Here is a 24,231-nt window from a genome sequence, read left to right as displayed (position 1 = left end):
GGCTTTTTTGTGATGGGCAGTCTTTCGGGCCCGATAAGCAGTCCGGAAATGTCTTCTTGACCACCAATAATTAAGAGAATCCAAACATGAACAAAAAAATGATGATGGCTAGCGCGCTAGTGGTTCTATCTGTAAGCGCCGGCGCGGAAGCGGCTGTAATTACACAATGGAATTTCAACTCGAATCCTGCTGATTCTGCCACCGGCACCGGCACAGGCGCCCCTAGCATCGGTAGCGGCTCGGCTTCGCTGGTAGGAGGCACCACAGCAACTTTTGCTAGCGGCGATGCGAGTGGCGGTTCATCCGACCCGGCGACAGGCGATGACAGTGGTTGGAATACCACCAGTTATGCGGCTCAAGGTGCCGGCAATAAAACCCGCGGTACGCGGTATCTGGTTAGCACGGTGGGTTTCAATAACATTCAGGTTAGTTACGACTTACGCCACAGCAATACGTCTTCTAAATATGAGCAAGTGCAATACACTACGGACGGTAGTACCTGGACTGATTTTGCCTTGTTTAGCGGCGCAGCAGGCGATACTTGGTTCAACGGCCGTTCAGTCGATTTCAGCAGTATCGCCGGGGTAGCCAACAATGCTAATTTCGGCTTTCGTGTCTTAGCGGCATTCGCGCCTTCAACAAGCGCATACGCGGCATCTTCTCCAACCGGTACTTATGGTTCTACCGGCACCTGGCGTTTTGATATGGTAACGGTATCAGGCACTGCGTTAGCAGCCGTACCAGTCCCTGGCGCAGTTTGGTTGTTCGGTTCCGCATTGTTAGGTTTTTTGGGCGTTCGCCGCAAAGCTTAATCACCGTAGTTCAAGATATTGGCAATTTCTTTAGGAATGGCGACATGAGGTGGCTTGCTTCAAAGCCGTTGGCAACTCACTGATCAGGAAATGACCTTCTTGGTGTTGAATTGATCGCAGATGAAACTGAAGATCTTTTAACGCCATGCCTGTGGATTTCAGGCATGGCGGAGATATTTTCAGAGTCAGGAGTAGATTACGTGCGGTTTGCCGTCGCCGATGACGATTTCGCCGATGCTGAAGGCGGTTTCGCCTTGCTGAGCCAATATTTCCAAGGTAGCGGCTTCGTCTTCTGCTGCGACGCAGACTATCATGCCGATACCGCAATTAAAGGTGACCAGCATGTCGGCTAATTCGACATTGCCTTGTTCTTGCAGCCAGGCAAAAATCTCCGGCAATTGCCAGGCGGAAAGCTGAACGCTGGCGTTCAAACCATTTGGCAATACGCGCGGCAGGTTTTCGGTGATCCCGCCGCCGGTGATATGGGCCATTGCGTGTACCGATACGGTTTTCAGTAGTTCCAGCAGGGGCTTGACGTAAATACGGGTTGGAGTCAGCAGGGTTTCGCCTAGTGGTTTGCCGTTGACATTGTCGGACCAACCCAGACCACTACGGGCGACGATTTTGCGGATCAAGGAATAGCCGTTGGAATGCGGGCCGGACGAGGCGAGGGCGATCAGTTTGTCGTCGGCTTTGACTTGGCTGCCGTCGATGATGCGATCTTTTTCGACGATGCCGACGCAAAAGCCGGCCAAGTCGTAATCGCCGTCGGCATACATGCCGGGCATTTCCGCCGTTTCACCACCAACCAAAGCCGCGCCGGATTGCTCGCAGCCTTTGCCTATGCCTTCGATGACGTTGGCGGCGGTATCGACTTCCAGTTTGCCGGTGGCGAAATAATCCAGGAAAAACAGCGGTTCAGCGCCCTGGACGATGATGTCGTTCACACACATGGCCACCAGATCGATGCCGACGCTGTTGTGGATGTTTAAATCCAAAGCCAATTTCAATTTGGTGCCGACGCCGTCGGTGCCGGAGACCAACACCGGCTGTTTATAACGATCCAGCGGTAATTCGAACAGCGAACCGAAGCCGCCTAAACCGGCCATGACGCCCGCATTACGGGTTTTGGCCGCGATGGGTTTGATGCGCTCGACCAAAGCGTTGCCGGCTTCAATATCGACGCCCGCGCTTTTATAATTCAGGCGGTCTTGTTGTTGTTCGCTCAATGTCAGTCTCTCGTTAAAGTTAAGGTTGAAACGGGCGATATTGTACTATAGTTCCCATTAATGCACTGTCAGGGTAGGCTTGTGGTCAAAGTTTTTATGAAGGGTAAATCGGGGTTTTTCAGCCTATGTATGTGGGGATTGTTGTGCAATTGCCCGTTAACGGAGGCTGTCGAAGTAAAAGGTTTGTATGAGATTGAACTGATCGCCAACAGCCAATCCGCAGAGGATAGGACGCAAGCAATCAAGCAGGCCATGTATGCCGTTTTGAGTCGGGTCTTAGTGTCTGAGGATATTTCCAAAATTCCGGTAGTGCAGCAGGCGTTGTCCAGTGCGCAGAACTATGTCAAGCAATCGCAATTTTCCTTGATTTCCGCCGATGAACTGCCTGATACCGACGCGCGCTTGCTTAGAGTGCAGTTTGATGAAGATCAACTGATGGAAGTCATGCGCAAAAGCCAGGTGGGTATCTGGAGTGAAATCCGGCCCGAAACTTTGGTGTGGTTGGTTGTCGATGACGAAGAGGGGCGGCGGTTTTACAACGCTGACAGCATGCCGGAGTTGGAAAGTGCATTGGCGTTTGCGTCGAAAATTAAAGGCGTACCGATGATATTTCCGATGCTGGATTTGGAAGAACAGCAAAAAATCTCGCTGAGCGAAGTGCTGGGTGCTGATTCCCGCAATTTGTTGGCGGTATCCGCTCGCTACGAAGTGACCTCCGTGATGGCGGGTCGCATCGCCAAAAAAGGCGATTGCTGGCAGGGCGAATGGGCGTTTTATTTCGATGGCAAGATCAAGCAATGGAGCGGGGCTTGTTTACCTTTGAAAGCGGCAGCGGTTGCGGGCGTGCAAGGCGCCTATGATGTGCTGTCGAATTATTACGGCGTTAAACCGGAGTCCTCAGCCGCCCACTAAGCTGTAGATGCCGTAGGCCCCGCCGTAAGTGGTTAGAAAATAGAATAAAGACACCACCAAACTGGCCGGCGTATTAACCTGCAATACGTCTTTAAATATCCGCGCAATAATCGCCATGTCCCACATCAAAAACAACGCCAAGGTTGCATAGCTGGGCGTATCTTCCGCTACGGTCACCCAAAATACGATAGGAATCAGAAAGATAGCGACGACATTTTCACAAAACAAAATAGCCGACGCGACTTGTATGAAGGTGTTAAAAGTTCTATTCAGCAGTAACACCAGCGCGATAAAGCCCAGCGTTAGCAAGGTCTCCAGTAGCACTTCGAAGGCCGAATCAATGTCGTCCGACATGTTGAATTGAATAAAAAACACCGCGATAAAATAAAAAATCGCATTGTTTTTAAAAAAGCGCGTCGATCTGGGTAGATCCAATACCGAGACATTGAACCAGCACAGCGGGAAATAATGTCTGAAAATTTCCATCACGACGCACGCTACTTAATCAGTTTTCCTCTGAGTCGGCATAAGAATATGCGTCGTATTGGCTGCGATATTCCGGTTGCTGACCGTGGCTGAACTGGTCGTTCAATGCTTGTACCAGATCTTTGGTTTGTTCTATGAGACCGTTCAGTTTTTTGCGGTTTTTCTTGTTTTTACCGACTGGGTCGGTGATGGGCATTAAAATTCGCCAGAAACTCAGGCTTTTTTCAAACAAACCCGCCAAGTCTTCACTGAGATTCAATTGTTTCTGCCGCTTGTGCAAGTGCTTGATCAGGAATTTGGCATGCACGCGGCTGACGATTATATGTAGCGGCGTCAATAAGGCAATCAGTGTCGCGAGGATGGCCGGGCCGATAATCGGGTCGATCAGTAGTTCGAGTATCCCCACCGCAATTTCCGCAAATAACATCAGCATTACGATAAAGCCCAGCACAATGAGGGTGGAGGCGTTGCATCTGTCCTTCCAGGTGGTTAACGCTTCTTCCACTTCCGAAAAAATGGTGTCGTCGATGGCACGGATGCTGTTTTCCAGCGTACCGAGTATGCGGTAAGAGCGATCGTTATTGATGTTGTTGAAGCGCTGGTCGAACAGCGAAGTATCGCCCGATTGCGATAACACAATAAATTGGCCGGTGTGGATGCCCAGTTCGGCCAGGCGTCGTTGCCAGGATGCGGCGATTTCCTGGCTTTTCAGCGCATCGATAGTTATTTCCGAATGGTCGATCACGAAAATGAATTTATTGGCATCCTGGTGGGCAACGATCTCGGCCAGGGTGTCCTTGATCAAATCGGCATCGGCCTCGAACAAGTCGTTAAATACCAATACCAAATCGGAGATGCCTATCACGTATTTTCGCAACAGGCCGGAGACTGGATTTTCCGCGGCCGGATTTAATACCGGGGTGTCGATCAACAGCTTGTTTTTTAATTTGCTGCTATTGACCGTGACCAGTTCCAGATAGCCGTTCAGTTTGCTACCTTCGCCGTTGGCGACCAAATCGATTTGACGGCTGATTTGATAGAAAGGTAAGCGGTGGTCGGCGTCCAGTGCGGTGCCGGGCAGCGTCGCGGTATTGGTTTGTGGCGTATATTGCAGTACGGTGAATTTATGGCGGGCGGTGTGTAGTTGCACGCCCAGGTAACGATTAACAAAGTCTGATTTGGCGGGCGAGTAACCGCCCAGCGTGCTGACGATGGGCCACCAACTGGTTTTGCGTGCGGTGGTCTCGTCGTTATCGATCAACCCCAGTTCAAACTCGATTTCATCCAGGTCCTGGAATATCTTGGCGGTTTTTTGCAAAACCGGATCGTTCGCCGCGAACTGCCGTTCAAGATTGCTCAGGTGTTTACTTACCGTTTTATCCGCCATTAGATATGAACCTTCTCTGCTTGTTATTGAGGTTAATCAGACGGCGGGAGTATACACCGATGGCATTTAAACGGATAAAAAACCTGCCGGTTTTTGCCGGTCAAAATGCCCGGGCAAACGGCTGTCGCAAATACCAAGCTGCGCCGGAAATGGCGGCTTTCCGGCCGCGCTTATTCTCTAATATCCAGCTCCTTGATTTTGCGGGTCAAGGTATTACGGCCATAGCCCAACAATAGTGCTGCTTCGTGTTTGCGGCCATGCGTATGATTCAACGCGGCCTCGATCAACAGGGTTTCCAAGGTGGGGATAGCCTGTTTGGCGATGTCCACTTTACCGGTCGATAATTGCTGCTTGACCCAATTTTTAAACTGGCTCTCCCAATCTCCCGGTGTTGTGTCGCCGGATGCGGAATCGCCGCTATTGTGCGTCAGTTCCGGCGGTAAATCTTCCAGATGAATTTCCCGGCCCGAGGCCATCACCGTCAGCCAGCGGCAGATATTCTCCAATTGCCGCACGTTGCCTGGCCACCTCAAGCCGCTTAAAAATGCCTCGGTTTCCGGTTTTAACAGTTTGATTTCGGTATTCAGTTCCTTCGCGCTTTGATAGAGGTAATGCCGCATCAACAAGCCTATATCCTGCCGGCGTTCGCGCAACGGTGGGATATGAATTCGAATCACGTTCAGGCGGTGAAACAAATCTTCGCGAAACCGGCCTTGCGCCACCAACGCTTCTAGATCCTGGTGGGTGGCGGCAATGATGCGCACGTTGACTCGCACTGAGGTATGCGCGCCCACCGGATAAAACTCGTTGTCTGCCAGCACCCGCAGCAAGCGGGTTTGCAATTCGGCGGGCATGTCGCCGATTTCATCCAGAAACAGCGTACCGTTGTTGGCTTGCTCGAAACGGCCGATCCGCCTGGCTTGAGCGCCGGTAAATGCGCCTTTTTCGTGGCCGAACAGTTCCGATTCCATCAAGTCTTTGGGGATGGCGGCCATATTCAAGGCAATGAATGGCTGGTCTGCGCGCGGACTGTGACGATGCAGGGCTTTGGCGACGAGTTCCTTACCTGTACCCGACTCGCCGTTAATCAGCACCGTGATGTGCGAGCGGGCCAGACGGCCTATCGCCCGAAACACTTCTTGCATGGCCGGCGCTTCGCCGATGATTTCCGGGGTTTCTTCGACGGTAGGTGGTGCTTGCACAATGTCGCTTTGCCGTTGTTTGCTGTGCGCGCAGGCGCGTTGCACAGTTTCGACGACTTCGGTGACATCGAAGGGTTTAGGCAGGTATTCGAACGCCCCGCCGTGAAACGCCGACACCGCGCTTTCCAGGTCGGAATGTGCAGTCATGACGATCACCGGTAAATCCGGATAACTGTTTTGAATGTTCCGCAACAACTCGAAGCCGTCCATGCCCGGCATGCGAATATCCGTGATCAGCACTTGCGGGAGTCCGCCGGGGAGCGATTTTAGCAATTCGTTGGCGCTGGCGAAGCTTTGGGTATGCACGCCGGCTTTTTGCAAGGCTTTTTCAAGTACCCAGCGGATGGATTTGTCATCATCGACAATCCAGACCTTGTCAGGTATTTGCATGATTCGTCTCCAAAGGTAGGTAGATGGAAAATACGGTATTGCCCGGCTCACTCTCGCATTCAATCAAACCGTTATGCTGGTTGATCAAAGATTGAGCAATCGACAGGCCAAGTCCGGTACCCTCGGCGCGGCCGGTGATCATCGGATAAAAAATCTGTCCCATCAGCTCGGGTTTGATGCCCGGGCCGTTATCGATAATGTCGATTTTGACGGTCAGCTTGTAGCGTTTGCGGCCTATAGTCATATGCCGCTGCACCCGGGTTTTTATCGTAATCACGCCATGGTTTTGCACGGCTTGTACGGCGTTGCGGACGATATTGAGTATGGCCTGGATCAGCTGGTTTTTGTCGGCGAAAATCTCCGGGATGCTCGGATCGTAATTGGTATGCAGCATAATGCCGTGGGCGGCCTCCACCGTAACCAGATGCCGGACCCGTTCCAGTACCTCGTGAATATTGAGCTGGCTTTTATGCGCGGGTTTGTTGGGGCCGAGCATTTTGTCCATCAGATCCTGCAAGCGGTCCGATTCGGCGATAATGATTTGCGTATATTCCTTTAATTCAGGATCTTGCAATTCCAAGTCCAACAATTGTGCTGCGCCGCGCAAACCACCTAGCGGGTTCTTGATTTCATGCGCCAGGCCACGCACCAGCATGCGGCTGGTGTTTTGCTGGGCCAGCAACTGTTCTTCTTTGGTGATCCGCAAATGCCGGTCTACCTGTTGCAGTTCGATCAGGATTTCGCTTAATTTCCCATCCTCGAGCAAGGGTGTGGCGCTGAGGTTAACCGTAATCGATTGGCTGAGCCGTTCTAGGATTAATTCTCTATCGACCAGCGGCTCGAGCAAATACAAGCGCGGTAATAAATCGTTAAATAGCGTGTTGTGCGCGGTTTTGAACAGTTTGTGCGCCGTTTGGCCGAGCAAATGCTTGGCGCTGTCGGCAAGCAGCATTTCGCCGGCGGGATTGATATAGGTCAGGCGCAAGTCCTTGTCGAACAGCAGGATTGCTTCGTTTAAATGATCCAGTATCTTTTTGTGCACGGGTTAATTTAAGTGTTAAGAGTTGTAGTGAATAAGCAATTTGTACGCCAAGCGTAAAGTTGCCTTATTGCTTCATTTGTCTGATAAAAAACGGCTCTAATGCACAATATTGGTGCGTTCGCCCAATTTGATGGTTCATGTTAGTGCAAGGGTGGATGCGGAGTGAGATTTTTATCGCTATCCCGGCTTTAAGCCTTATGCTTAGGAATACGATCAATATCGATTAAGGCGGCTAAAATGTTTGGGAACCCTATCAGCAGCTCGAATACGTGGTTATGTGTCATATGGTTGCACAATATTGGTGCGATAAGGGTTGAGTTGAATCAAGCGAAGTCCCGGGGTGAGAGTGACCCATTCAAGCCGTTTGCATCGTGTATTCTGGTCGCTGTTCCCGCGGAGATGAAGGCGTCATGGGTTGAAAGGCTAGTGAATAAACCGGTAGGTGATCTCTGGCAATGGCACACTTTGATCTGAATTGGTGCGCCTTTCGGTATCGGTAACCAGGCTGGTGCGTCAGTCGAACAGCTGCTTCGCTAATTCGGTGCGTTTGTCGATTGGTGGCTAGTCTGCGTAATCAACGATCAATGGCGCATGGTCGCTGAAGCGTTGCTCTTTAAAAATGCTGGTTGACTGTGCACGATTGGCGATACCTGGCGTGGCGACTTGGTAATCGATTCGCCAACCGACATTTTTGGCCCAAGCCTGGCCACGATTGCTCCACCACGTGTAGCAGGCATCGGTAGTGTCGGGATGTAGTCTGCGATAAACATCTACCCAGCCCAGCTCATCATATATTCGGGTCATCCAGGACCGTTCCGCCGGTAAAAAACCGGAGTTTTTCTGGTTGCCACGCCAATTTTTCAAATCGGCTTCCTTATGGGCGATATTCCAGTCGCCGCAAATGAGCACTTCCCGGCCGCTGGCTTTCAAGTCGGCAAGATGCGGATAGAAGCGTTCCATCACGCTGTATTTGACAGTTTGTCGTTCCTCGCTGCTGGAGCCGGACGGCAGATACAGGGAAATGACCGATAGATTGCCGACTTGCACTTCCAGGTAACGGCCCTCGCTATCAATGTCGGCATAGCCCAAGCCCTCAATGACGTTATCGGCCGGCTGTTTGCTGTAGATACCGACGCCGCTGTAGCCTTTCTTTTCGGCATAATGAAAATAGCCGTGCAGGCCGTTCGGTGCCAGTATCTCGGCTGTCATATCGCCGGCCTGGGCTTTGAGTTCTTGTAGGCAGACGAAGTCTGGATTTTGGGTGTCTAACCAGTCGTAAAAACCTTTTCTGGTTGCCGAGCGAATGCCGTTTAGATTGGCGGAGATGATGCGGAGCATGGATTTTGGTTGGGGAATAGGTTAATAAACTGCGTCGCAGTTTAACAGTTTCGATGCCATCGCCCCAAAGCGCTTACGGCCGCTTGGCCGACACTCCGCGCACGTCTGTCGGGAATGAGGCTTTAGCCCTTACTCAACAATTGCCGGGCTCGAGAATCCGCGCCCGATGGCAATTGGTTCGGGCCGATTTTTATCCAGGCCACGATGTCCTGCCAGGCGGTGGGGGCTTGTAGGTCGCGGAGCAGCATGTGGTAACCGTTCTGGTAAATGGCCACGGTTTTTTCCGCGGTATCGGTAGTCAGCATTTGTTGCAAAAAAGCGTAGGTCGGTTCTTTGGGGATGACTTCGTCTTTCTCGCCGTACAGCATTAGCGTATGCGCCCGCAACGAGCCGGCGCTGTCGAACGCCGTATCCATCAAGTTAGTTAAGCCGTAGACCGTTTCTACGCGGGTGGCCTTGATCACCATCGGATCGCGGCCCATCGCCCGCAACATATCGATATTATCCGACGGTAGAATTTCCAGCCCGCTGCCGGTCAAGGTCAGCCAGGGCATGCTATGCGCCAGTGTCCATAGTAAGCTGGTTTGATACCAGGGCATGGTCGATCTAGCCCATAGCGCCGGCGCGGCCAGGATGATGCCGGCGACGTCCGGCATGTTTTCCTGTTGCATGGCGGTAATCACAATCGCGCCGCCCATGCTTTCGCCCAGCAGGTAAAGCGGTTTGTTCGGGTAGCGCTGTTTCAGCAGTCGGGTTAATTGCTTTAAATCCTGTGCGTATGCGTCACTGCCGGCCCACAAGCCGCGCTGCGGTGCCGCGCCGAAACCGCGTTGGTCGTAAGCGAAACAGGCGATGCCTAGTTTGCTGAAATAGTTGCCTGGTGCATCAAAAAAGTGACTGTAATCGTTAAAGCCGTGCAGTGCGATGATCACTGCATTGGGTTCTGCCTCGGGCAGCCACCGCCGTAGCGGCAGACTTGCACCGTCTTCCGTGAGAAATGTATTTTCTCCCAGCTGTGCGGTGTTGATTTTGGCGCCGGGCGGATAGCTCATCGGCATGCAGCCGCTCAGTGAGAGCAGCACTAACAAGCCGGCCAGGGCTCTGGCGTGCTGCATGCGTTGTCGATAGGGTTTGCGAGCGTTCACTATTTTCAAAACAAGATTGTTCATCGCTAACACATTATTTCAGTATTGAATTTCCCAAAATATCCCCGAGTGTGATGCGCAAAACGGGGCATTGTTCCGGTCAAACTTATCTTAGCTGAAGCGGATGCTCAATTTTATGACAATTCAGGAATGGCTAGTTTCCTGTTATCGAACTATTCATCGTCCCATAAAACAGGAAACGCTTTACGCACCCGTTCGATGGCCTCCTGATCTACGTTTTTGCCGCGCAAGGTCAATACCAAGGCATAAATATCCTGGGTGCTGACCTTAAACGTGCGTTTGGGGTCGGTTTTAACGGAATTGGACAAGCGCTTGATTGTGGTGTGGAAGGGCAGGGGTTTGGCGACTGCTTGCACGGGCCGCGATAGCTCACTTTCGATGATCTGTTTTTCGTTGCCTGGCGGTGCGTTTAAGGCTTTGCGCAAGATGTCGCGTGCCCTGGCCCAGGAAAGCTCTCCACCCGCCAGTTTTTCGCGCATGGCTTCCGTCGTCAGTGGCGCGTAGCGAATGATGTCGTCGATCCAACTGACGCCTTTGTCGAAGAATTCGGCGATGCGGTCCCTGGACCAGTTGGCATTGTTCAAGTAAATCACCGTTTGAAAATAATCGGTGATGCGGGTATCGACTCGGTCGGAATTCAGCTTCAGATTCAGTGCCTTGATTTCGTCCGGATCGCCGGTGACGATCCTGACATCCACTCTGTCGAAATAGCCGGGATTGGCGCGGCGGATGCCTTGAATGGCCTCCATGCGATGAAAGCCGCCGACCAGATAGTATTCGCGATTGTTACGTTCCCAAACCACCAGCGGCTCGAACAAGCCGTTGACCACGATGTCTTTTTCCAGATGCGCGACCTTAGCCCGATCCAGTTCTCTATGGTTGGTGAGGGTGTGATGAAATTCGATTTGGTCGATGGGAAGATATTCATAGCGTTTGGTGGCTAGCATATTCGATTCTCCGAGAAAGCGGGGTCCGCCTCGGGGTGTGTCGGCCTGGTGCCTATTCCCTTGTCCGGGCAGATAAGCAGTCACCATCGCATTTTTTCTAACGAAATTCAATCGTTTGGCATTGGCGATACGCGGCTCCTGCGGACGGTGGACGGCTTTGCGAGGCTAACCGAGTACTTTCATCATGATGGATAAGTAGTCTGTATAACCGATGGCGGCGGCCACGATAATTAGCAGCATACCCTGAAAAATCGGGCGCTGCACAAACGGTTTATAGGTACCTTCGGCGTAGCGTTCCGCCAACTCGGAGAGGCTGGTCAGTTTACCGGCGAGGGATGAATCTTTCACGTTGCCATGATTGGCTATCGATAATCGGCGCAGGTTTTTCATGGCGTTTTGCTCGGTTTCATCCGCTAACGCTTTCAGGCGGAAGTCGCAATAGAACAAGTATGCGATGCAAACGCCGATCACGATCAGCAGGCCGGGCGGCGTATGCCAGTTATCGAAATAACTCATGCGCGCCAAAACCATCAGAGCGGCGGCGAATAGCGGATACGAGATCAGGCGGCTTGTCTGTTGCGTCATATCGCCGACCAAACGTATCGTCACCCAGTCCTGAAGGTACGCTGCATCGATATTCAATGTGTCGCTGTATTCCTTCGTCATGGACGCCGGCCAGGGCGCCGCGCGCGGAATGGTGCGGATAAACTGGATGATCGCTTGCGCTGCCTCGGTGACGCTGATCATCAAAAACAGGAATGCCGGCACCAAGATCGCCTTCAGCAGGATTAAATCGAGGTAATAGACGAAAGGGCCGCGATACGGCGTAAAAGGCACGCCCAAGGACAAAATCACCACAAACGATAAGATCCACGCTAAAAATGTCAAAATGCTGATTCGCCTAACATGCATATTTCGTTTCAGTCGCCTGTCCAAATATCTATCATGCGCGTAACAGCGATTGTCGGCGGATACGCCGAACTTACCGCTGAAGTTCAGCTGTTCCCAAAGCAATAGCGGAAACTTGGCGGTTTCGATAACCCAATACACTGTGACAACCAGTGCGGCGAAGCGGATTGCCTCCGTCGACCACATGCTTACGCCTTCGATTAAGGCCAATGGTTCGGTTTGTGGGGTATTGAGCACCAAAGCCGCTAGTCCGCAGCCAATGGCGAAAGCGATTAGCAACCAGACTCTTTGCCGGCGCAGCACGGCGGCTTTCACCGGTAGTTTGGCGGCAGTCGCGATTTTGATTTTGCGCCGAAAATACAGCCCTAGCCCGATCAATACGAATGCGCCGATTAAAATTTTCAATGTCAGGCGCGGAAATCTTGAAAACGGTTGCGCGGCTGCCGAATCCGGTGTCGGCGCGGTGTCGCTGAGATCGCCTCCGGATTGTATCAGGGTCTCCATAGGCCCTAAGGCATCACATTTTTGCCGGTCGGTTTTGCCGGTGTCCGTGTTGAGAGGGAAAGCTTTGCTACGGCCGATTTCATGCAAGGCGGGTTGATTGAATACCTCGCTGTCCAGCAATTGTTGGCGCGTGGTCGTATCGCACCCGGTTGCTGCGCCAGTCGCTTCCGAGGGCTCATGGTTGGAATCCCACAAGGCCATTTGCGCGGCTAAAAAATATGCAGTTTGATAGCTGTCGCGGAACGGCGGGATACGAGTTTGTAATGCCGGCGGTAATTGCAAACCGAAACTCGAGACAACAATCAGGTTACGAGCCCACTCGTTTTGCTCCGGGTGTAGAAGTCGGGCATCCATCACGTTTGTGAAATACCAAACATCCGGAAATTTGGCATGCAGCGCTTGCAGCACCAGTAGTTTGTCGTAGACATCACTGCCGAGGATGCCGATGGCACCTATGGCTTGGTCGTGGTCTTCCAGTTCCTGTTCCAGTTCTTCAACCCTGTCGGTTAACCGGCGCATGTAATCAAACTGACTGTCGCCGTCGGCATGCTCCATGGCTTTGGAAGCCTCGGCGGCACTGTTGGTATCATTGTTGCCGGATTTGTTGCCGGTGCTGGTACTACTTTGGCCGCGCAGGGTTTTGCCGTCCAAGCCTCGGAAATAGGTGTATTGGTGTACGTATTTTTGCAAGTAATTCGTGCAATCCGCTGTTGAAATCATGGGGTCGCGGCATGCGCCAAACGAGTGTTTTCCGTTCATGGCGGTTTCGACTAACGCATCGGCAAATGTGGTGCCAATATGGTAGGCGTACAGTGATTCGGTTTCGGAGATCAATACCACGTGTTTAGTGGGCTTAGCCAGCTCGGCTTGGTCGCCGATCCGTACGCCGCGGAGTTCCAGTTCCTGGCTCAGCGCGCCCGCCAGCTGGCTGTCGGTCGCCGTGGTGCGGAGGAACGACAGGTGATTTTTGAAGTGCTCGGCCAAGTTGCTCGGTTGATGGGCCGTTGCCGCTTGGTTGCCGTACATTAATTTACCTTCATCGACCGTTGCTCGGGGCGAATACATTCGAAACAACGGCGCGTCCTTGGGCTTGCCGACTTTCAGTGCCTCGCTCGCCATGGCTTGCAGATCGTCCGAAGTTGCCGGTCCCAGTACGTTGAGCTCTAGCTTGTTGTTTTTCTCGTAAAGTTTGCGCAAATTCTTGAAAAGATCTTTTAGCGGCTCATAGCCGAAGGCTTTGCTGTCAAGGTATAGCAGCAAAATAGGCGGATGTTTCTCCGCTTCTGGACTCCGGGCCATCGGTTGGGCTTTCCAAACCAAATGTTCGAATGCGATCAAGGTACTCGATTTGTTCAGCAGGTAATTGACGTAACCGATATGCTCCTCGTCGCTTGGGCCGTACTCTTGTTTGGAATTGCCGATTAACCCTGATAATACCGCGTAACGGATACGGCGCCGGGTTTCCACGTCTTCTTGATAACGACCATTGGGCATTAGTGTGGCGATGACGATTTGCCGCCCGTCGGGAATGTCTTCCAAGTGGGACTGAAGGGTTTTTATCAATTCCTTCTGGTCTTTAAATTGCTGATACCCCTGACTATTCAGATTTTGGTTGGCGATAGCTTCGAATGGATCTTGCCACAAGCGCGCGTCTACGTCGGACTTAAAGCCGGCTTGTTGCAATTGCGATAAGGACGCTTTATTGGGTCTGGAATCGTTGAAAGGGCTTTGGCCTACGAACAGGCTGCCGCCCAAAATGATCAATAGCACGCTTAATAAGTTAGGCGAGATCGCTGTGGATTTGTTTTCTTTAGACATAAGCGCCAATCTCTGATTGCGATGGAGAGTAGTGGGGTATACCCGGTTGTGCAACTAGACTAACACTAGAGGTTTTCGGCTTCAAAGGCAGAAACTAACAACGTTTTTTGTAAAATTACACTATCGATCAGGGCGTGGATTCCAAATTTCGCGAACCGAGACCATAAAATCCATGTTTATTTTCGCAACAACCAAGGATTGCCGCCGATAGCGGTGAGGTTGGTGGTCAGGGTTTGTTCGTTGGCAAAGCGTTGCAAGTAATGGGGGCCGCCGGCTTTCGGGCCGGTGCCGGACAGGCCCATGCCGCCGAACGGCTGCACACCCACCACCGCGCCTATCATGTTGCGGTTGATGTAAATGTTGCCGACCTGCGCGTGCTCTTGGATGTAACGCATATTGGCGTTGATGCGGCTGTGGATGCCCAGTGTCAAGCCGTAGCCGCTGGCATTGATGGCCTCGACCACTTTTGCCAGCTCGTTGGCTGGGTAACGGACTATATGCAGGATGGGGCCGAACACTTCGTGGTCAAGGAAGGATAGGGCAGGTATTTCCGCTAACGTCGGTGGAAAAAAACAGCCGTTTGTTAGATCGTCGGTCAAGGGCAGTTGATATAACAGCTTGGCGTCGTGTTCAAGCTTCTCGATGTGCTGATGCAGGGCGGCTAACGCACGTTGATCGATAATAGGGCCGACGTCGGTGGCAATATCCAGCGGCGAACCGACCCGCAGCAAACGCATCGCGCCGATCAAGCGCGCAATGACGCTGTCGGCGATAGCCTCCGGCAGAAACAATACCCTCAACGCCGAGCAGCGTTGGCCCGCGCTGTTAAATGCTGATTGTATTGCGTCTGCGACCAGCTGTTCCTGATGCGCCGAGCTATCGGCGATCATCACGTTTTGCCCACCGGTTTCGGCAATCAAGCTGGCGATGGCGCTGTCACGCTCAGCCAGTTGCCGATTGATCAGGTGGGCGGTGGCGCTGGAACCGGTAAACGCCACGCCGGCGACGCGCTCGTCGCTCAACAAGTGCCGACCAATCTCGGCGCCGTCGCCCGGCAAAAACTGCAGTACCTGTTCAGGGATGCCGGCGCTATGCAACAGGCGCAAACAGGCCATGGCCGTTAATGATGTTTGTAGCGCCGGTTTCGCGATCGCCGTATTGCCGGCCACCAACGCGGCGGCGATTTGGCCGATGAAAAGCGCAATCGGAAAATTCCACGGGCTGATGCAGACAAACACGCCGCGCCCAAAATGAAACAATTGGTTGTCTTCGCCAGTTGGTCCGGGTAAGTGCAGTGGTTGCGCGAATTGTTCGACTGCGCAGGCCGCGTAATACCGGCATAGATCGACCGCTTCCCGCACTTCCGCCAGCGCGTCGCGCACGGTTCGGCCACCTTCGCGAATGCACAGTGCCACCAATTCCAGGCGCTGCTGCTCCAATAAATCTGCCGCTTTTAGCAGATACCCGGCACGGCTTGCAACCGGGCATAAACGCCAGTCATCGAACGCGCGCGTGGCTTGTTGCAAGGCTTGTTCTATATCATTTGCGGAACTGAACACCACCTCGCCAACTAGGCTGTGTTGGTCGTGCGGGCTATAAACCGGATGCGGTTCGCCACGAATTTGTTGACCAGCAATCAATGGTGCGGCTTGCCAAGTCTGGCCCCACATGGCAGCCAATTCCTGTTGCAACTGCTGTAACACTTCGGGATCGCTCAAATTCAGCCCCACCGAATTCCGGCGTTGCGCGCCGAATAAGTCGCCGGGTACAGCTAGCGGCTTAGATTCCACTTGGTTTAACTGGGTCAACGGATCGCCGGACAGCATGGCAGCGCTAATCGCCGGATTTTCGATTTGATTGATAAACGAGGTATTCGCGCCGTTTTCCAGTAAGCGCCGAACCAGATAAGGCAGCAAATCCCGGTAACTGCCGACCGGCGCATAGACGCGGCAGTTGATCGAGCCTTGATTCAACAACTCGTCATACAAAGCACTCCCCATGCCATGCAGGCGCTGGAATTCAAAACCCGGATGGTCTTTGCCGAACTCGCCAATCGCCGCCACGCTGTGGGCGTTGTGTGTGGCAAATTGCGGATAAAAAGCCTGCGGCTTTGACAGGATCAGTCGGGCGCAAGCCAGATAAGACAAGTCGGTGGCGGCTTTGCGAGTAAATACCGGGTAGTCGTCCCAGCCGTTTTCCTGGGCGCGTTTGATCTCGCTATCCCAGTACGCGCCTTTCACCAAACGGACGGGAATCAGGCGTTGCTGCGATTCAGCCAGAGCCGCCAGCCATTCGATCACCGCTACAGCGCGTTTTTGACAAGCCTGCACCGCCAGACCAAAACCCGGCCAAGCGGCCAGCGCCGGATCGTCAAATACCGCCGTGAAAATATCCAAAGATATATCCAGCCGTTCGGCTTCTTCCGCATCGACAGTCACGGAAATATTCGCCGCGCGGGCCAGCTTAACCAAAGCTAACAGCTTGTCGCTGATGACCGGCACCGCATAACGCTGCTGTAATGGTTCGTAACGCGGATATAACGCCGACAGCTTGATGGAAATGCCGGGATTGGCGAATAACTCGGCGTTCGCCGATTCGGCCAGAGATTCAATGGCGCGGCGATAGGCCGCGAAATAGCGTTCCGCGTCCTCTTCGGTCAGGGCTGCTTCGCCGAGCATATCGAAAGAATAGTGATAGGCCGGATTGCGGCCGGATTGTTTGATAGCCGCGTTTATGTTTTCGGCGATGACGAAATGTTCGGCCATTTGCTGCATGGCTTGCTTGATCGCTGCGCGGATCAGCGGCTCGCCCAGCCGGCTTAATAATCCATCGAAAACCCGCTGCCGAACCAGTTCTTCCATTTTGCCGCTGATCCATAAACCGCCGCTAGCCAGATTCACCGGCAGTGAATCGCTGTGCAGCCAGTGGCTATACCAGTCGGCATTGGCCAGTTTATCGCGCAAGAACAGGTTTTGCGTGTCGCTGTCCGGTATGCGCAGCAAGGCTTCGGCGATGCTCATCAAGACGATGCCTTCATCGCTGCTCAGGCTGTATTCGTGCAAGAAGGCTTCGAAAAGGCCCGGCTGTTTATGCTTGGCGCGTACTGCTTCGATCATCGCCTGCGAACAGGCGCCGATGGTTTGGCTATCGTAATATCCCAATCTGGCGATTAGGCTGGAGATGGCTTGCGGTTCAGCTTGGGTAAATGCTTGATTGATGCGCCGGCGCAGTTCGGCTAAACGGTTGGCGTTGCTCATGGCTATCACCTGTTGGACTGACAGCCATAAGCATACCGCTATCCGGAAAAACCGGCTGGCTTGTTGGACCGGGTTTGCTCTGCTACTGTTGATGGTAAAGCGTTGAATGCGAGGAGACTATATGTCAGGCAGAATTGATTTTACGATGGGTTTTAATGCCGGAAAAACGGCCAAGACCGGCGGCGACAGTAGCTACCGGGTTTATATTTTCGGCAATTTTTCCGGTGCCGCCGTGCCTTGGGAGCAAAGCAAAATCCGCAAAATCGATGTCGATAACTTTGAGCAAGTGCAGGCGCAAGTCACACCCTCACTGGAAGTCAGCTTGGGCATCACGCTGCAATTTCCGGCGCTGGAGGATTTTCATCCCGATGCCTGGTTGGGAAAAGTCAAGCTGCTGGCCGATTTGCGGACTTTAAAATCGGAACTGGGCAACCCCAATACCGCCGCGCAGGCGGCGGCGAAAATTCAGGCCTTTTTTCCTGGCGTAGTCGCCAGCGAAGCAGCAGCGCCTGTGGCGGAAACGGAAAGCCAGGACGATATGTTGGAACGCCTGTTGGGGAAAAAGCCGGAAGGCGCGGTCGCGGCGTCCGATTCCTTGGATAGTTTGTTGAAACAGATTGTGGAGCCGCATGTCGCCAAAGACGCCAATCCGCAGCACGGGGCTTTAATCAATGTGATCGACGCCGCGACCGCGCAGTTTGTGAAAGCCTTGCTGCATCGGCAGGATTTTCAAGCGTTGGAAGCTTTGTGGCGGGCGACGTATGAATTGGTGCATGAAGAAGCCGCCGACGCGCAACAACTCTATTTGCTGGACATTAGCCAAGCCCAATTGCTGGCGGAGCTGGAAAAAGGCGGCGAGAGCGTGGTCCAGCGTTTGCAGCAACATATGCAAACCGGTGACGGCGAGCAGGATGTGTTGATCGTGGCCGATTATCTGTTTGCCGATAATACGGACGATAAGGCTTTGCTGGGTTATTGTGCGGATTTAGCCGCCAAATGTGGGGCGGGTTTTCTGGCGGGCGCGGGGAACGGTTTGGTGGTTGGGGCTTTGCAGAATACGCCGGATTGGCTGGCATATCGCCAGCAGATCCAGGCCGACAGCGTGATCCTGACTTATCCGCGCGTGCTGATGCGTTTACCTTATGGCAGCAAACGCGATCCGCTGGAGAGCTTGGCGTTTGAAGAGTGCAGTAATATCCCGCAGACCGACGAGTTGTTGTGGGGAAATTCGGCCTTTTTAGCGGCCAGGGTGTTGTTGAGAGCTGCCCAGGATGACGCCACCGCGGAGCAATTCTTTTTTGCCGATGTGCCGGCGTTTAGCTACGAACTGGACGGCGAGCAGGTATTGCAGCCGGCGACGGAAGTGGTGTTGAACGAAGTGCAGGCGAATAATCTATTGGCGCAAAACATCATGCCGGTAGTCAGCTATCGGCAACGGCAAGGGCTGCGCTTACTGGGGTTAGACACCCTGGCTTGACCGGTTTCGACCAAGCTGAGCCCGCATTTTTTCTGTATCCAGCTCGCCTTCCGAATGTGACACCACTATCGTCGCTACCGCATTGCCGACAATATTGGTCAAGGCCCGCGCTTCCGACATAAAGCGGTCTATGCCCAGGATCAGCGAAAGTGCCGCGACCGGTACCGCCGGCACTACCGCCAGTGTAGCCGCCAAGGTGATAAAGCCGGCGCCGGTGACACCGGACGCGCCCTTGCTGGTCAACATTGCTACCAACAACAGCGTTAATTGTTGCGTCGGGTCTAAATCGACATTCAAGGCCTGGGCGACGAATAGCGCGGCCATGGTCAGATAAATATTGGTGCCGTCCAGATTGAACGAGTAGCCGGACGGTATCACCAAACCCACCACCGACCGCGAGCAGCCCAGTTTTTCCAGCTTGTTCATCAACGGCACCAGCGCCGATTCCGACGACGAGGTGCCGAGCACCAGCAACATTTCTTCCTTGATGTAGCGCAACAGCCGAAAAATATTGAAGCCGGTCAGTGCGGCTATGCTGCCTAGAATCAAGACGATGAACAAGCCGCAGGTCAGATAAAAACTACCCATCAGCGCGGCCAGCGGTTTCAATGCGGCCACGCCGTATTTGCCGATGGTAAACGCCATCGCCGCACCGGCCCCGAACGGCGCCAGCTTCATGATCACGTTCATCATCGCAAAAAAGATATGCGAGCATTCTTCGATAAACACATACACCGATCTGCCGGCGCTGCCCATTTGCTGCAAGGCAAAACCAAACAACACCGCCACCAGTAACACTTGCAGCAAATCGCCCGAGCCGGTGAAGGCGTCGGTAAAGGTTTTGGGGACGATATGCAGCAGAAAATCGGCGGTACTTTGTTGACTGGCCTGTTTCACATAACCGGAGACGGCTTGAGCGTCCAGCGTGGCTGGATCGACGTTAAAACCTTGGCCGGGCTTTAGTACGTTGGCGACCAGCACGCCCAGCGCCAGCGCGAAAGTCGAGACAATCTCAAAATACAGCAAGGCTTTGACGCCCACCCGGCCAGCCTTTTTCATATCGTCGGCACCGGCGATGCCCAGCACAATAGTGCAAAACACCACCGGGCCTATCAGCATCTTGATCAGGCTGATAAAGCCGTCTCCTATGGGTTTGAGCGAGATAGCGTGTTCGGCGTCCAGGTAACCGAACAGGCCGCCGGCAACGATAGCCAATAGAACCCATAGATAAAGCCGGGCGGAGGGGCTGGCTGCTTGTGACGATGGCGGTTTGCTGAGGTTTTCCGAGTTCATGGTTTAGCGCGTGGCTCTTAGAATGTAGCGCGGGTGTTGAGCGCACTATCGTTTAAAAGCTGCGCGTATGGCAAGGATAAGTTACGAGGCCAACAGCCCGTCTTACGATGGTAGCGAATCGTTTGTCGCCAACTTAAACCACAAGGCTATGGTGGGCTCAAGTAGCGTTAAGGGGCTAGCGGATCTTTTCGACTTCGACAAAGCAACTGTTAGCGCCTTCCAGTTATTTGTCTTCCTTCTTGTCAAACACCCCGCTGAAGCTAAAGCCAATATCGATTTTGCCGATTTCCTCGATCACTTTCTGACTCAATTCATCTACCGGCTTATCGGAAAACACCGCGTAGCGCATTAGATTTTCCGTGTAGGTTTGCTTGTCTTTGTATTGGCTGTAAAACGCGAACATCAACGCGGCGATGCCTGTCACCGTGGTTTGCACTATCGCCGACTTATACCATTCGCGCTCGCCCAGCCGGTCTTTCAACAACACCCCCAGCGAAGGCCACAAAAATACCGCCACCGCCGAAATCAGCGACAGCCAGAAAAACACTTTATTTAAAATCGCATAACTCCTGGCTTTGACATACAAATCGTAAATCAACACCAGCTTGCGCTCTTCGTCTACAGTTGTAGGCTTTGCCGTGCTCGTTGAATCTGTCTTACAGACGGCGGTTTTGGCGTAATCCATCAGCAACTTCGCGCTGGTTTGATTGGGGTTGAGGATGCTCACCACATCTTTATCGCAGGATTCCGACGCGCAGCCGCTCAGCGCAAGCAGTGTCATGATGATTAACAGAAATTGGTGCATGGTTTTGCTCCGTATCGATTTAGTGGGGCAATTGTGACATAAGCGGCGTGATGGATTGTCCGTAAAATAATGCCCGGCGAGATTTGGCAGAGTGTTTTTCGGTAGTGTTTTTCTGCGATGGGATGTCTCGAACTTTTGGGGATCGACAAACATTTGCCCTTTACAGTCTGTGGCATTATCTGGTTGATTGACTAAAATTTATCGTTACCAATTATTGTAACTCGAAGACATTATAAATGCGGCGAGAAATGTTGAATATTTTCTAGAAACTGCCTCATCTCTGACTAATTTCTGGAAAGTATAGGGACATCATGCAACCGCTTGTTATGCTACTCGTGATATTTCGTAATTAAATGAATTTTGGATTTAGCGGTGCAAAAGATGCGTAGCAAACACAAGGAAATAAAAAAATTTATAAAATCTAATATTTGTTTTCTATTTTTATTGTTTAGTTGCATCGCTGAAGCAAATAAGCCAGGTTATGTTGGCCCTGTAATAAAAGAAATAAAATTTTCGTTAGAAGATAAAAATGTTATTTATGCGGTTATCGGAAATTCAGATAAATTCATAAGTTTCGATAAAGGCTTATCGTGGGCTTATCAGAATCGAAGGACTAAGCTATCTTTTGACATAAAAACTAGAAATACGAGCAAGAATAATATTGGCGAACTTTGTGTTGATGGAGTAGAGGCGCCTTCGTCGCCTAATATTATTTATGCAATTTGTTATAGAGACTCCAATTCAGGAGGCCATAGCAACTTCAAGAAAAGCATTGACTATGGCGAAACATGGGAAATACTAGGTGATGGTTTACCAGGCAGTTGGTTTGCCACCATTTTGGCTGTTGACCCGCGCGATCCTAACCTATTGTTCGCAGGATGGCTTGGCGGCGGACTCTTCCGTTCGCTGGATGGCGGCAAAACTTGGAAGCCGTCCGACAAGGGTTTGATAGACACTCATGAATCGTTTCGCCGTTATTTGATGCAACCTGATTTACACAAGGCGGTGCTCGATAACGATTTAAAACAGGCTGCGAAAGCATTAATAAAAGGTGCTGATATTGAAGAAGTATCTGAAGGGATGACGCCTTTACTGTTAGCAATAGATTTAAATCTAGTAAAGTTAGCTCAATTTTTGCTAGATCATGGAGCTAATGCTCATGCCAAAGATTCTTACGGTAACACTGCACTCTATCTTGCTATTCGCAAAAAAAATCCGGAATTGGTGAAACTTGTTCTTAATGCGGGAGTTGATGTTAATGAATCAATTTCAGATCGTTATACCACTGCGATGATGTTTAGTATTGATGCGCCGATAAACATGGATATAATCAAATTATTGGTAAATAGAGGAGCCAATTTAGATGATCCGGGATTAATGGCTCGAGCCATTGATTATAACTTAAACTACCTTGATTTAGAAGAGAGTCAGTTAGAGCTGGTGGAATACTTTTATGAAAAAGGTGTGCCGTTGACGTACGAAAATAATGGTAATAACTTAGTCCTTTATGCCGCTTGGTTATGCAAGCCGAAAATAGTACGATTTTTTCTGCAAAAAGGCTTTTTATCAAACTTAGATCAAAAGTCAATCCCAGGTCGCCCGCAAAATGCGAATCTTGCTTGTTTTGATGGTTCAAAGGAACTATTTAATCATTTGATAAAATAGTATGCGTGTCAGACTAAATATTAGGGAGCTTAGTTTGCCCTGCGCGGTTTTAACAAGGATTTTTTGTACGCCCTCTGTGATCGTTTTAATTGGGTTTTTAGCCCATCCAATTAATGATGTACAGGCCGAAATAACGAACAAAGTAGTTACTCAAGGTGACACCCTCGTACGAACCAATCTGGTGAGAAGCATTTACAACTTGAGCGGTGAGGGTATTACCGTCGCCGTTATCAGCGACAGTTTCAATTGCTTGGGCGGTGCGGATATTGGGCAAGCCAGCGGCGAATTGCCACCAACAGTGACGGTAGTGAAAGAAGCCGATTGTAAAGGCGAAAAGACGCTCGACGAAGGCCGGGCGATGCTGGAAGTGATACATGATCTGGCGCCCGGCGCCAATTTGCTGTTTCACGCGATGGGCGACAATCCCGACGATTTGAGGCAAGCCTTGAATCGAGTGGCCGATCACGATGCGCAAATTATCGTTGATGATGCCGTGTATTTTAGCGAGCCGATGTTTCAGGATGGGTCTGCATCGCAAACGATTGATCGGCTGGTAGCCGAACGCGGCATTGCTGTTTTCTCGTCGGCAGGCAACGCCGGCCTTAACAGCTATCAATCGGCATTTGCCGATAGCGGTCGCTATCCTTTGGGCGAAAAACATGGCGTCGCCCACGACTTCAATCCCGATCCTAACAAAATTGACATCTGCCAAACGATTACTGTTGGCGCCGATGCGTTTACTGTATTGAGTTTGCAGTGGGACCAACCGGCCAAGTCGATTAGCGGCGGTATTGGCTCGGCTAGTGATCTGGACGTTGTGGTTTACGACGATCCGGCCTGCAAGCGCGCCAGTCAAGCCTGGGTCATCGGTGGTTCAACCGATAATTTGGGTGGGGACCCCGTCGAAGTGGTCGGATTCGATAATAAAGGCAACCGCCGTCGAAAAACCGTCGGTTTGAGCATTTTGAAAGTGGCCGGTCCCTCGCCTAGCTTACTGAAATACATCCTGAGCGGCAGCTCGCTACCTAGCGAACACCCAAGTATCGACGAGTACCGCAACAATCCGAAAACCATCTCTTCAGTGTTCGGTCATGCTAATGCTGCGAACGTTTTCAGCGTCGGCGCCATAGAAGCCGGCCAGGGCAAAATGCCGTCAGCGCCAAGCTATTATTCCTCGCCCGGCGGCTTGCCGGTCTTATTCGATAATCAAGGCAAGCGTTTAGCTGAGCCTGTCGTCCGGCAACATGTCGATGCCGTGGCGCCCACAAACGTCAATACCAGTTTCTTTTCCAAAACCCGTCCGGACCTGGAAAAAGACGGCAAGCCAAACTTCACCGGCACTTCTGCGGCTGCTCCCCATGCCGCCGCAGTGGCTGCTTTAGTGCTGCAGGCTGCGTCGAAAAAAGGTCTGAGTTTGCAGCCTCTCGAACTTTACGACGTGTTACGGCGTAGCAGTTTGGATTTGGGAGACATCGGTTATGACTCGTCAACGGGATATGGGTTGCTCGCCGCCGACAAAGCTCTGAAGGCTTTGTCCAATGAGTAATAATTCCCGCATATCGGGGCGATAAGCTTTATTAGGCAACTAGGGA

17 protein-coding genes are annotated in these 24,231 nt (G+C 52.0%); 5 read left to right on the top strand and 12 right to left on the bottom strand.

Features of this window, described 5'->3' with window-relative positions; genetic code table 11:
* Window positions 1-86 precede the first annotated feature (86 nt).
* Complete coding sequence (locus QLH52_RS04030) at window positions 87-812, top strand: PEP-CTERM sorting domain-containing protein (protein WP_205453769.1); 726 nt, start codon at window positions 87-89, stop codon at window positions 810-812.
* A gap of 185 nt (window positions 813-997) precedes the next feature.
* On the opposite strand, the gene purM is transcribed toward QLH52_RS04030, so the two are convergent.
* Complete coding sequence (gene purM, locus QLH52_RS04025) at window positions 998-2,041, bottom strand: phosphoribosylformylglycinamidine cyclo-ligase (RefSeq protein ID WP_319960616.1); 1,044 nt, start codon at window positions 2,039-2,041, stop codon at window positions 998-1,000.
* 96 nt (window positions 2,042-2,137) lie between these two features.
* Between purM and QLH52_RS04020 the strand changes: the two genes are divergently transcribed.
* On the top strand, window positions 2,138-2,953 hold the full coding sequence (locus QLH52_RS04020) for a DUF2066 domain-containing protein (RefSeq protein WP_319960615.1): 816 nt from the start codon (window positions 2,138-2,140) through the stop codon (window positions 2,951-2,953).
* Here the strand turns inward: QLH52_RS04020 and QLH52_RS04015 are convergent.
* The 9 genes from QLH52_RS04015 to putA all read right to left on the bottom strand — a co-directional run bounded on the left by QLH52_RS04015 (window position 2,939) and on the right by putA (window position 17,399).
* Complete coding sequence (locus tag QLH52_RS04015) at window positions 2,939-3,439, bottom strand: hypothetical protein (RefSeq protein ID WP_033157297.1); 501 nt, start codon at window positions 3,437-3,439, stop codon at window positions 2,939-2,941. The two genes, QLH52_RS04020 and QLH52_RS04015, sit on opposite strands and share 15 nt — an antisense overlap.
* A 19-nt stretch (window positions 3,440-3,458) precedes the next feature.
* Window positions 3,459-4,826: a P-loop NTPase family protein gene (locus QLH52_RS04010; RefSeq protein ID WP_033157298.1), complete on the bottom strand. Its 1,368-nt coding sequence runs from the start codon at window positions 4,824-4,826 to the stop codon at window positions 3,459-3,461.
* A 170-nt stretch (window positions 4,827-4,996) separates the two neighbouring features.
* On the bottom strand, window positions 4,997-6,418 hold the full coding sequence (gene ntrC / locus QLH52_RS04005; RefSeq protein WP_319960614.1) for a nitrogen regulation protein NR(I): 1,422 nt from the start codon (window positions 6,416-6,418) through the stop codon (window positions 4,997-4,999).
* Window positions 6,405-7,460: a nitrogen regulation protein NR(II) gene (gene glnL, locus QLH52_RS04000; RefSeq protein ID WP_192394133.1), complete on the bottom strand. Its 1,056-nt coding sequence runs from the start codon at window positions 7,458-7,460 to the stop codon at window positions 6,405-6,407. The genes ntrC and glnL overlap by 14 nt, the downstream gene beginning before the upstream one ends.
* Window positions 7,461-8,021: 561 nt before the next feature.
* Window positions 8,022-8,798, bottom strand: coding sequence for an exodeoxyribonuclease III (locus QLH52_RS03995; protein WP_319960613.1), 777 nt, complete (start codon window positions 8,796-8,798; stop codon window positions 8,022-8,024).
* A 122-nt stretch (window positions 8,799-8,920) separates the two neighbouring features.
* Entirely contained in the window at window positions 8,921-9,913 is a 993-nt protein-coding gene (locus QLH52_RS03990) for an alpha/beta hydrolase (RefSeq protein WP_425257013.1), read from the bottom strand.
* Window positions 9,914-10,116: 203 nt separating this feature from the next.
* Entirely contained in the window at window positions 10,117-10,911 is a 795-nt protein-coding gene (locus QLH52_RS03985; RefSeq protein WP_319960611.1) for a ParB/RepB/Spo0J family partition protein, read from the bottom strand.
* A 165-nt stretch (window positions 10,912-11,076) separates the two neighbouring features.
* Window positions 11,077-14,142 (bottom strand): hypothetical protein, encoded by a 3,066-nt coding sequence (locus tag QLH52_RS03980; protein WP_319960610.1) that lies wholly within the window; start codon window positions 14,140-14,142, stop codon window positions 11,077-11,079.
* 176 nt (window positions 14,143-14,318) lie between these two features.
* Window positions 14,319-17,399 carry a bifunctional proline dehydrogenase/L-glutamate gamma-semialdehyde dehydrogenase PutA gene (gene putA / locus QLH52_RS03975; RefSeq protein ID WP_319960609.1) on the bottom strand — a complete coding sequence of 1,027 codons (3,081 nt, stop codon included), beginning with the start codon at window positions 17,397-17,399 and terminating at the stop codon, window positions 14,319-14,321.
* 121 nt (window positions 17,400-17,520) lie between these two features.
* Between putA and QLH52_RS03970 the strand changes: the two genes are divergently transcribed.
* Window positions 17,521-18,876: a type VI secretion system contractile sheath domain-containing protein gene (locus QLH52_RS03970; RefSeq protein ID WP_319960608.1), complete on the top strand. Its 1,356-nt coding sequence runs from the start codon at window positions 17,521-17,523 to the stop codon at window positions 18,874-18,876.
* Here the strand turns inward: QLH52_RS03970 and dctA are convergent.
* The gene (gene dctA, locus QLH52_RS03965) at window positions 18,859-20,169 is read right to left on the bottom strand and encodes a C4-dicarboxylate transporter DctA (RefSeq protein ID WP_319960607.1); all 1,311 of its coding nucleotides are present in this window, start codon (window positions 20,167-20,169) and stop codon (window positions 18,859-18,861) included. The two genes, QLH52_RS03970 and dctA, sit on opposite strands and share 18 nt — an antisense overlap.
* A 223-nt stretch (window positions 20,170-20,392) precedes the next feature.
* The gene (locus QLH52_RS03960) at window positions 20,393-20,974 is read right to left on the bottom strand and encodes a hypothetical protein (RefSeq protein WP_319960606.1); all 582 of its coding nucleotides are present in this window, start codon (window positions 20,972-20,974) and stop codon (window positions 20,393-20,395) included.
* Window positions 20,975-21,355: 381 nt separating this feature from the next.
* Between QLH52_RS03960 and QLH52_RS03955 the strand changes: the two genes are divergently transcribed.
* Together QLH52_RS03955 and QLH52_RS03950 are read left to right on the top strand one after the other, a co-directional pair.
* Window positions 21,356-22,639: an ankyrin repeat domain-containing protein gene (locus QLH52_RS03955; RefSeq protein WP_205453781.1), complete on the top strand. Its 1,284-nt coding sequence runs from the start codon at window positions 21,356-21,358 to the stop codon at window positions 22,637-22,639.
* 181 nt (window positions 22,640-22,820) lie between these two features.
* Window positions 22,821-24,185, top strand: coding sequence for a S8 family peptidase (locus QLH52_RS03950; RefSeq protein ID WP_205453782.1), 1,365 nt, complete (start codon window positions 22,821-22,823; stop codon window positions 24,183-24,185).
* Window positions 24,186-24,231: the final 46 nt, after the last annotated feature.

The sequence above is a fragment of the Methylomonas defluvii genome (genome assembly GCF_033949435.1).
Classification (GTDB): domain Bacteria; phylum Pseudomonadota; class Gammaproteobacteria; order Methylococcales; family Methylomonadaceae; genus Methylomonas; species Methylomonas defluvii.
The sequence above is the reverse complement of the archived record's forward strand: the minus strand, read 5'-3'. Positions and strand labels throughout refer to the sequence as shown.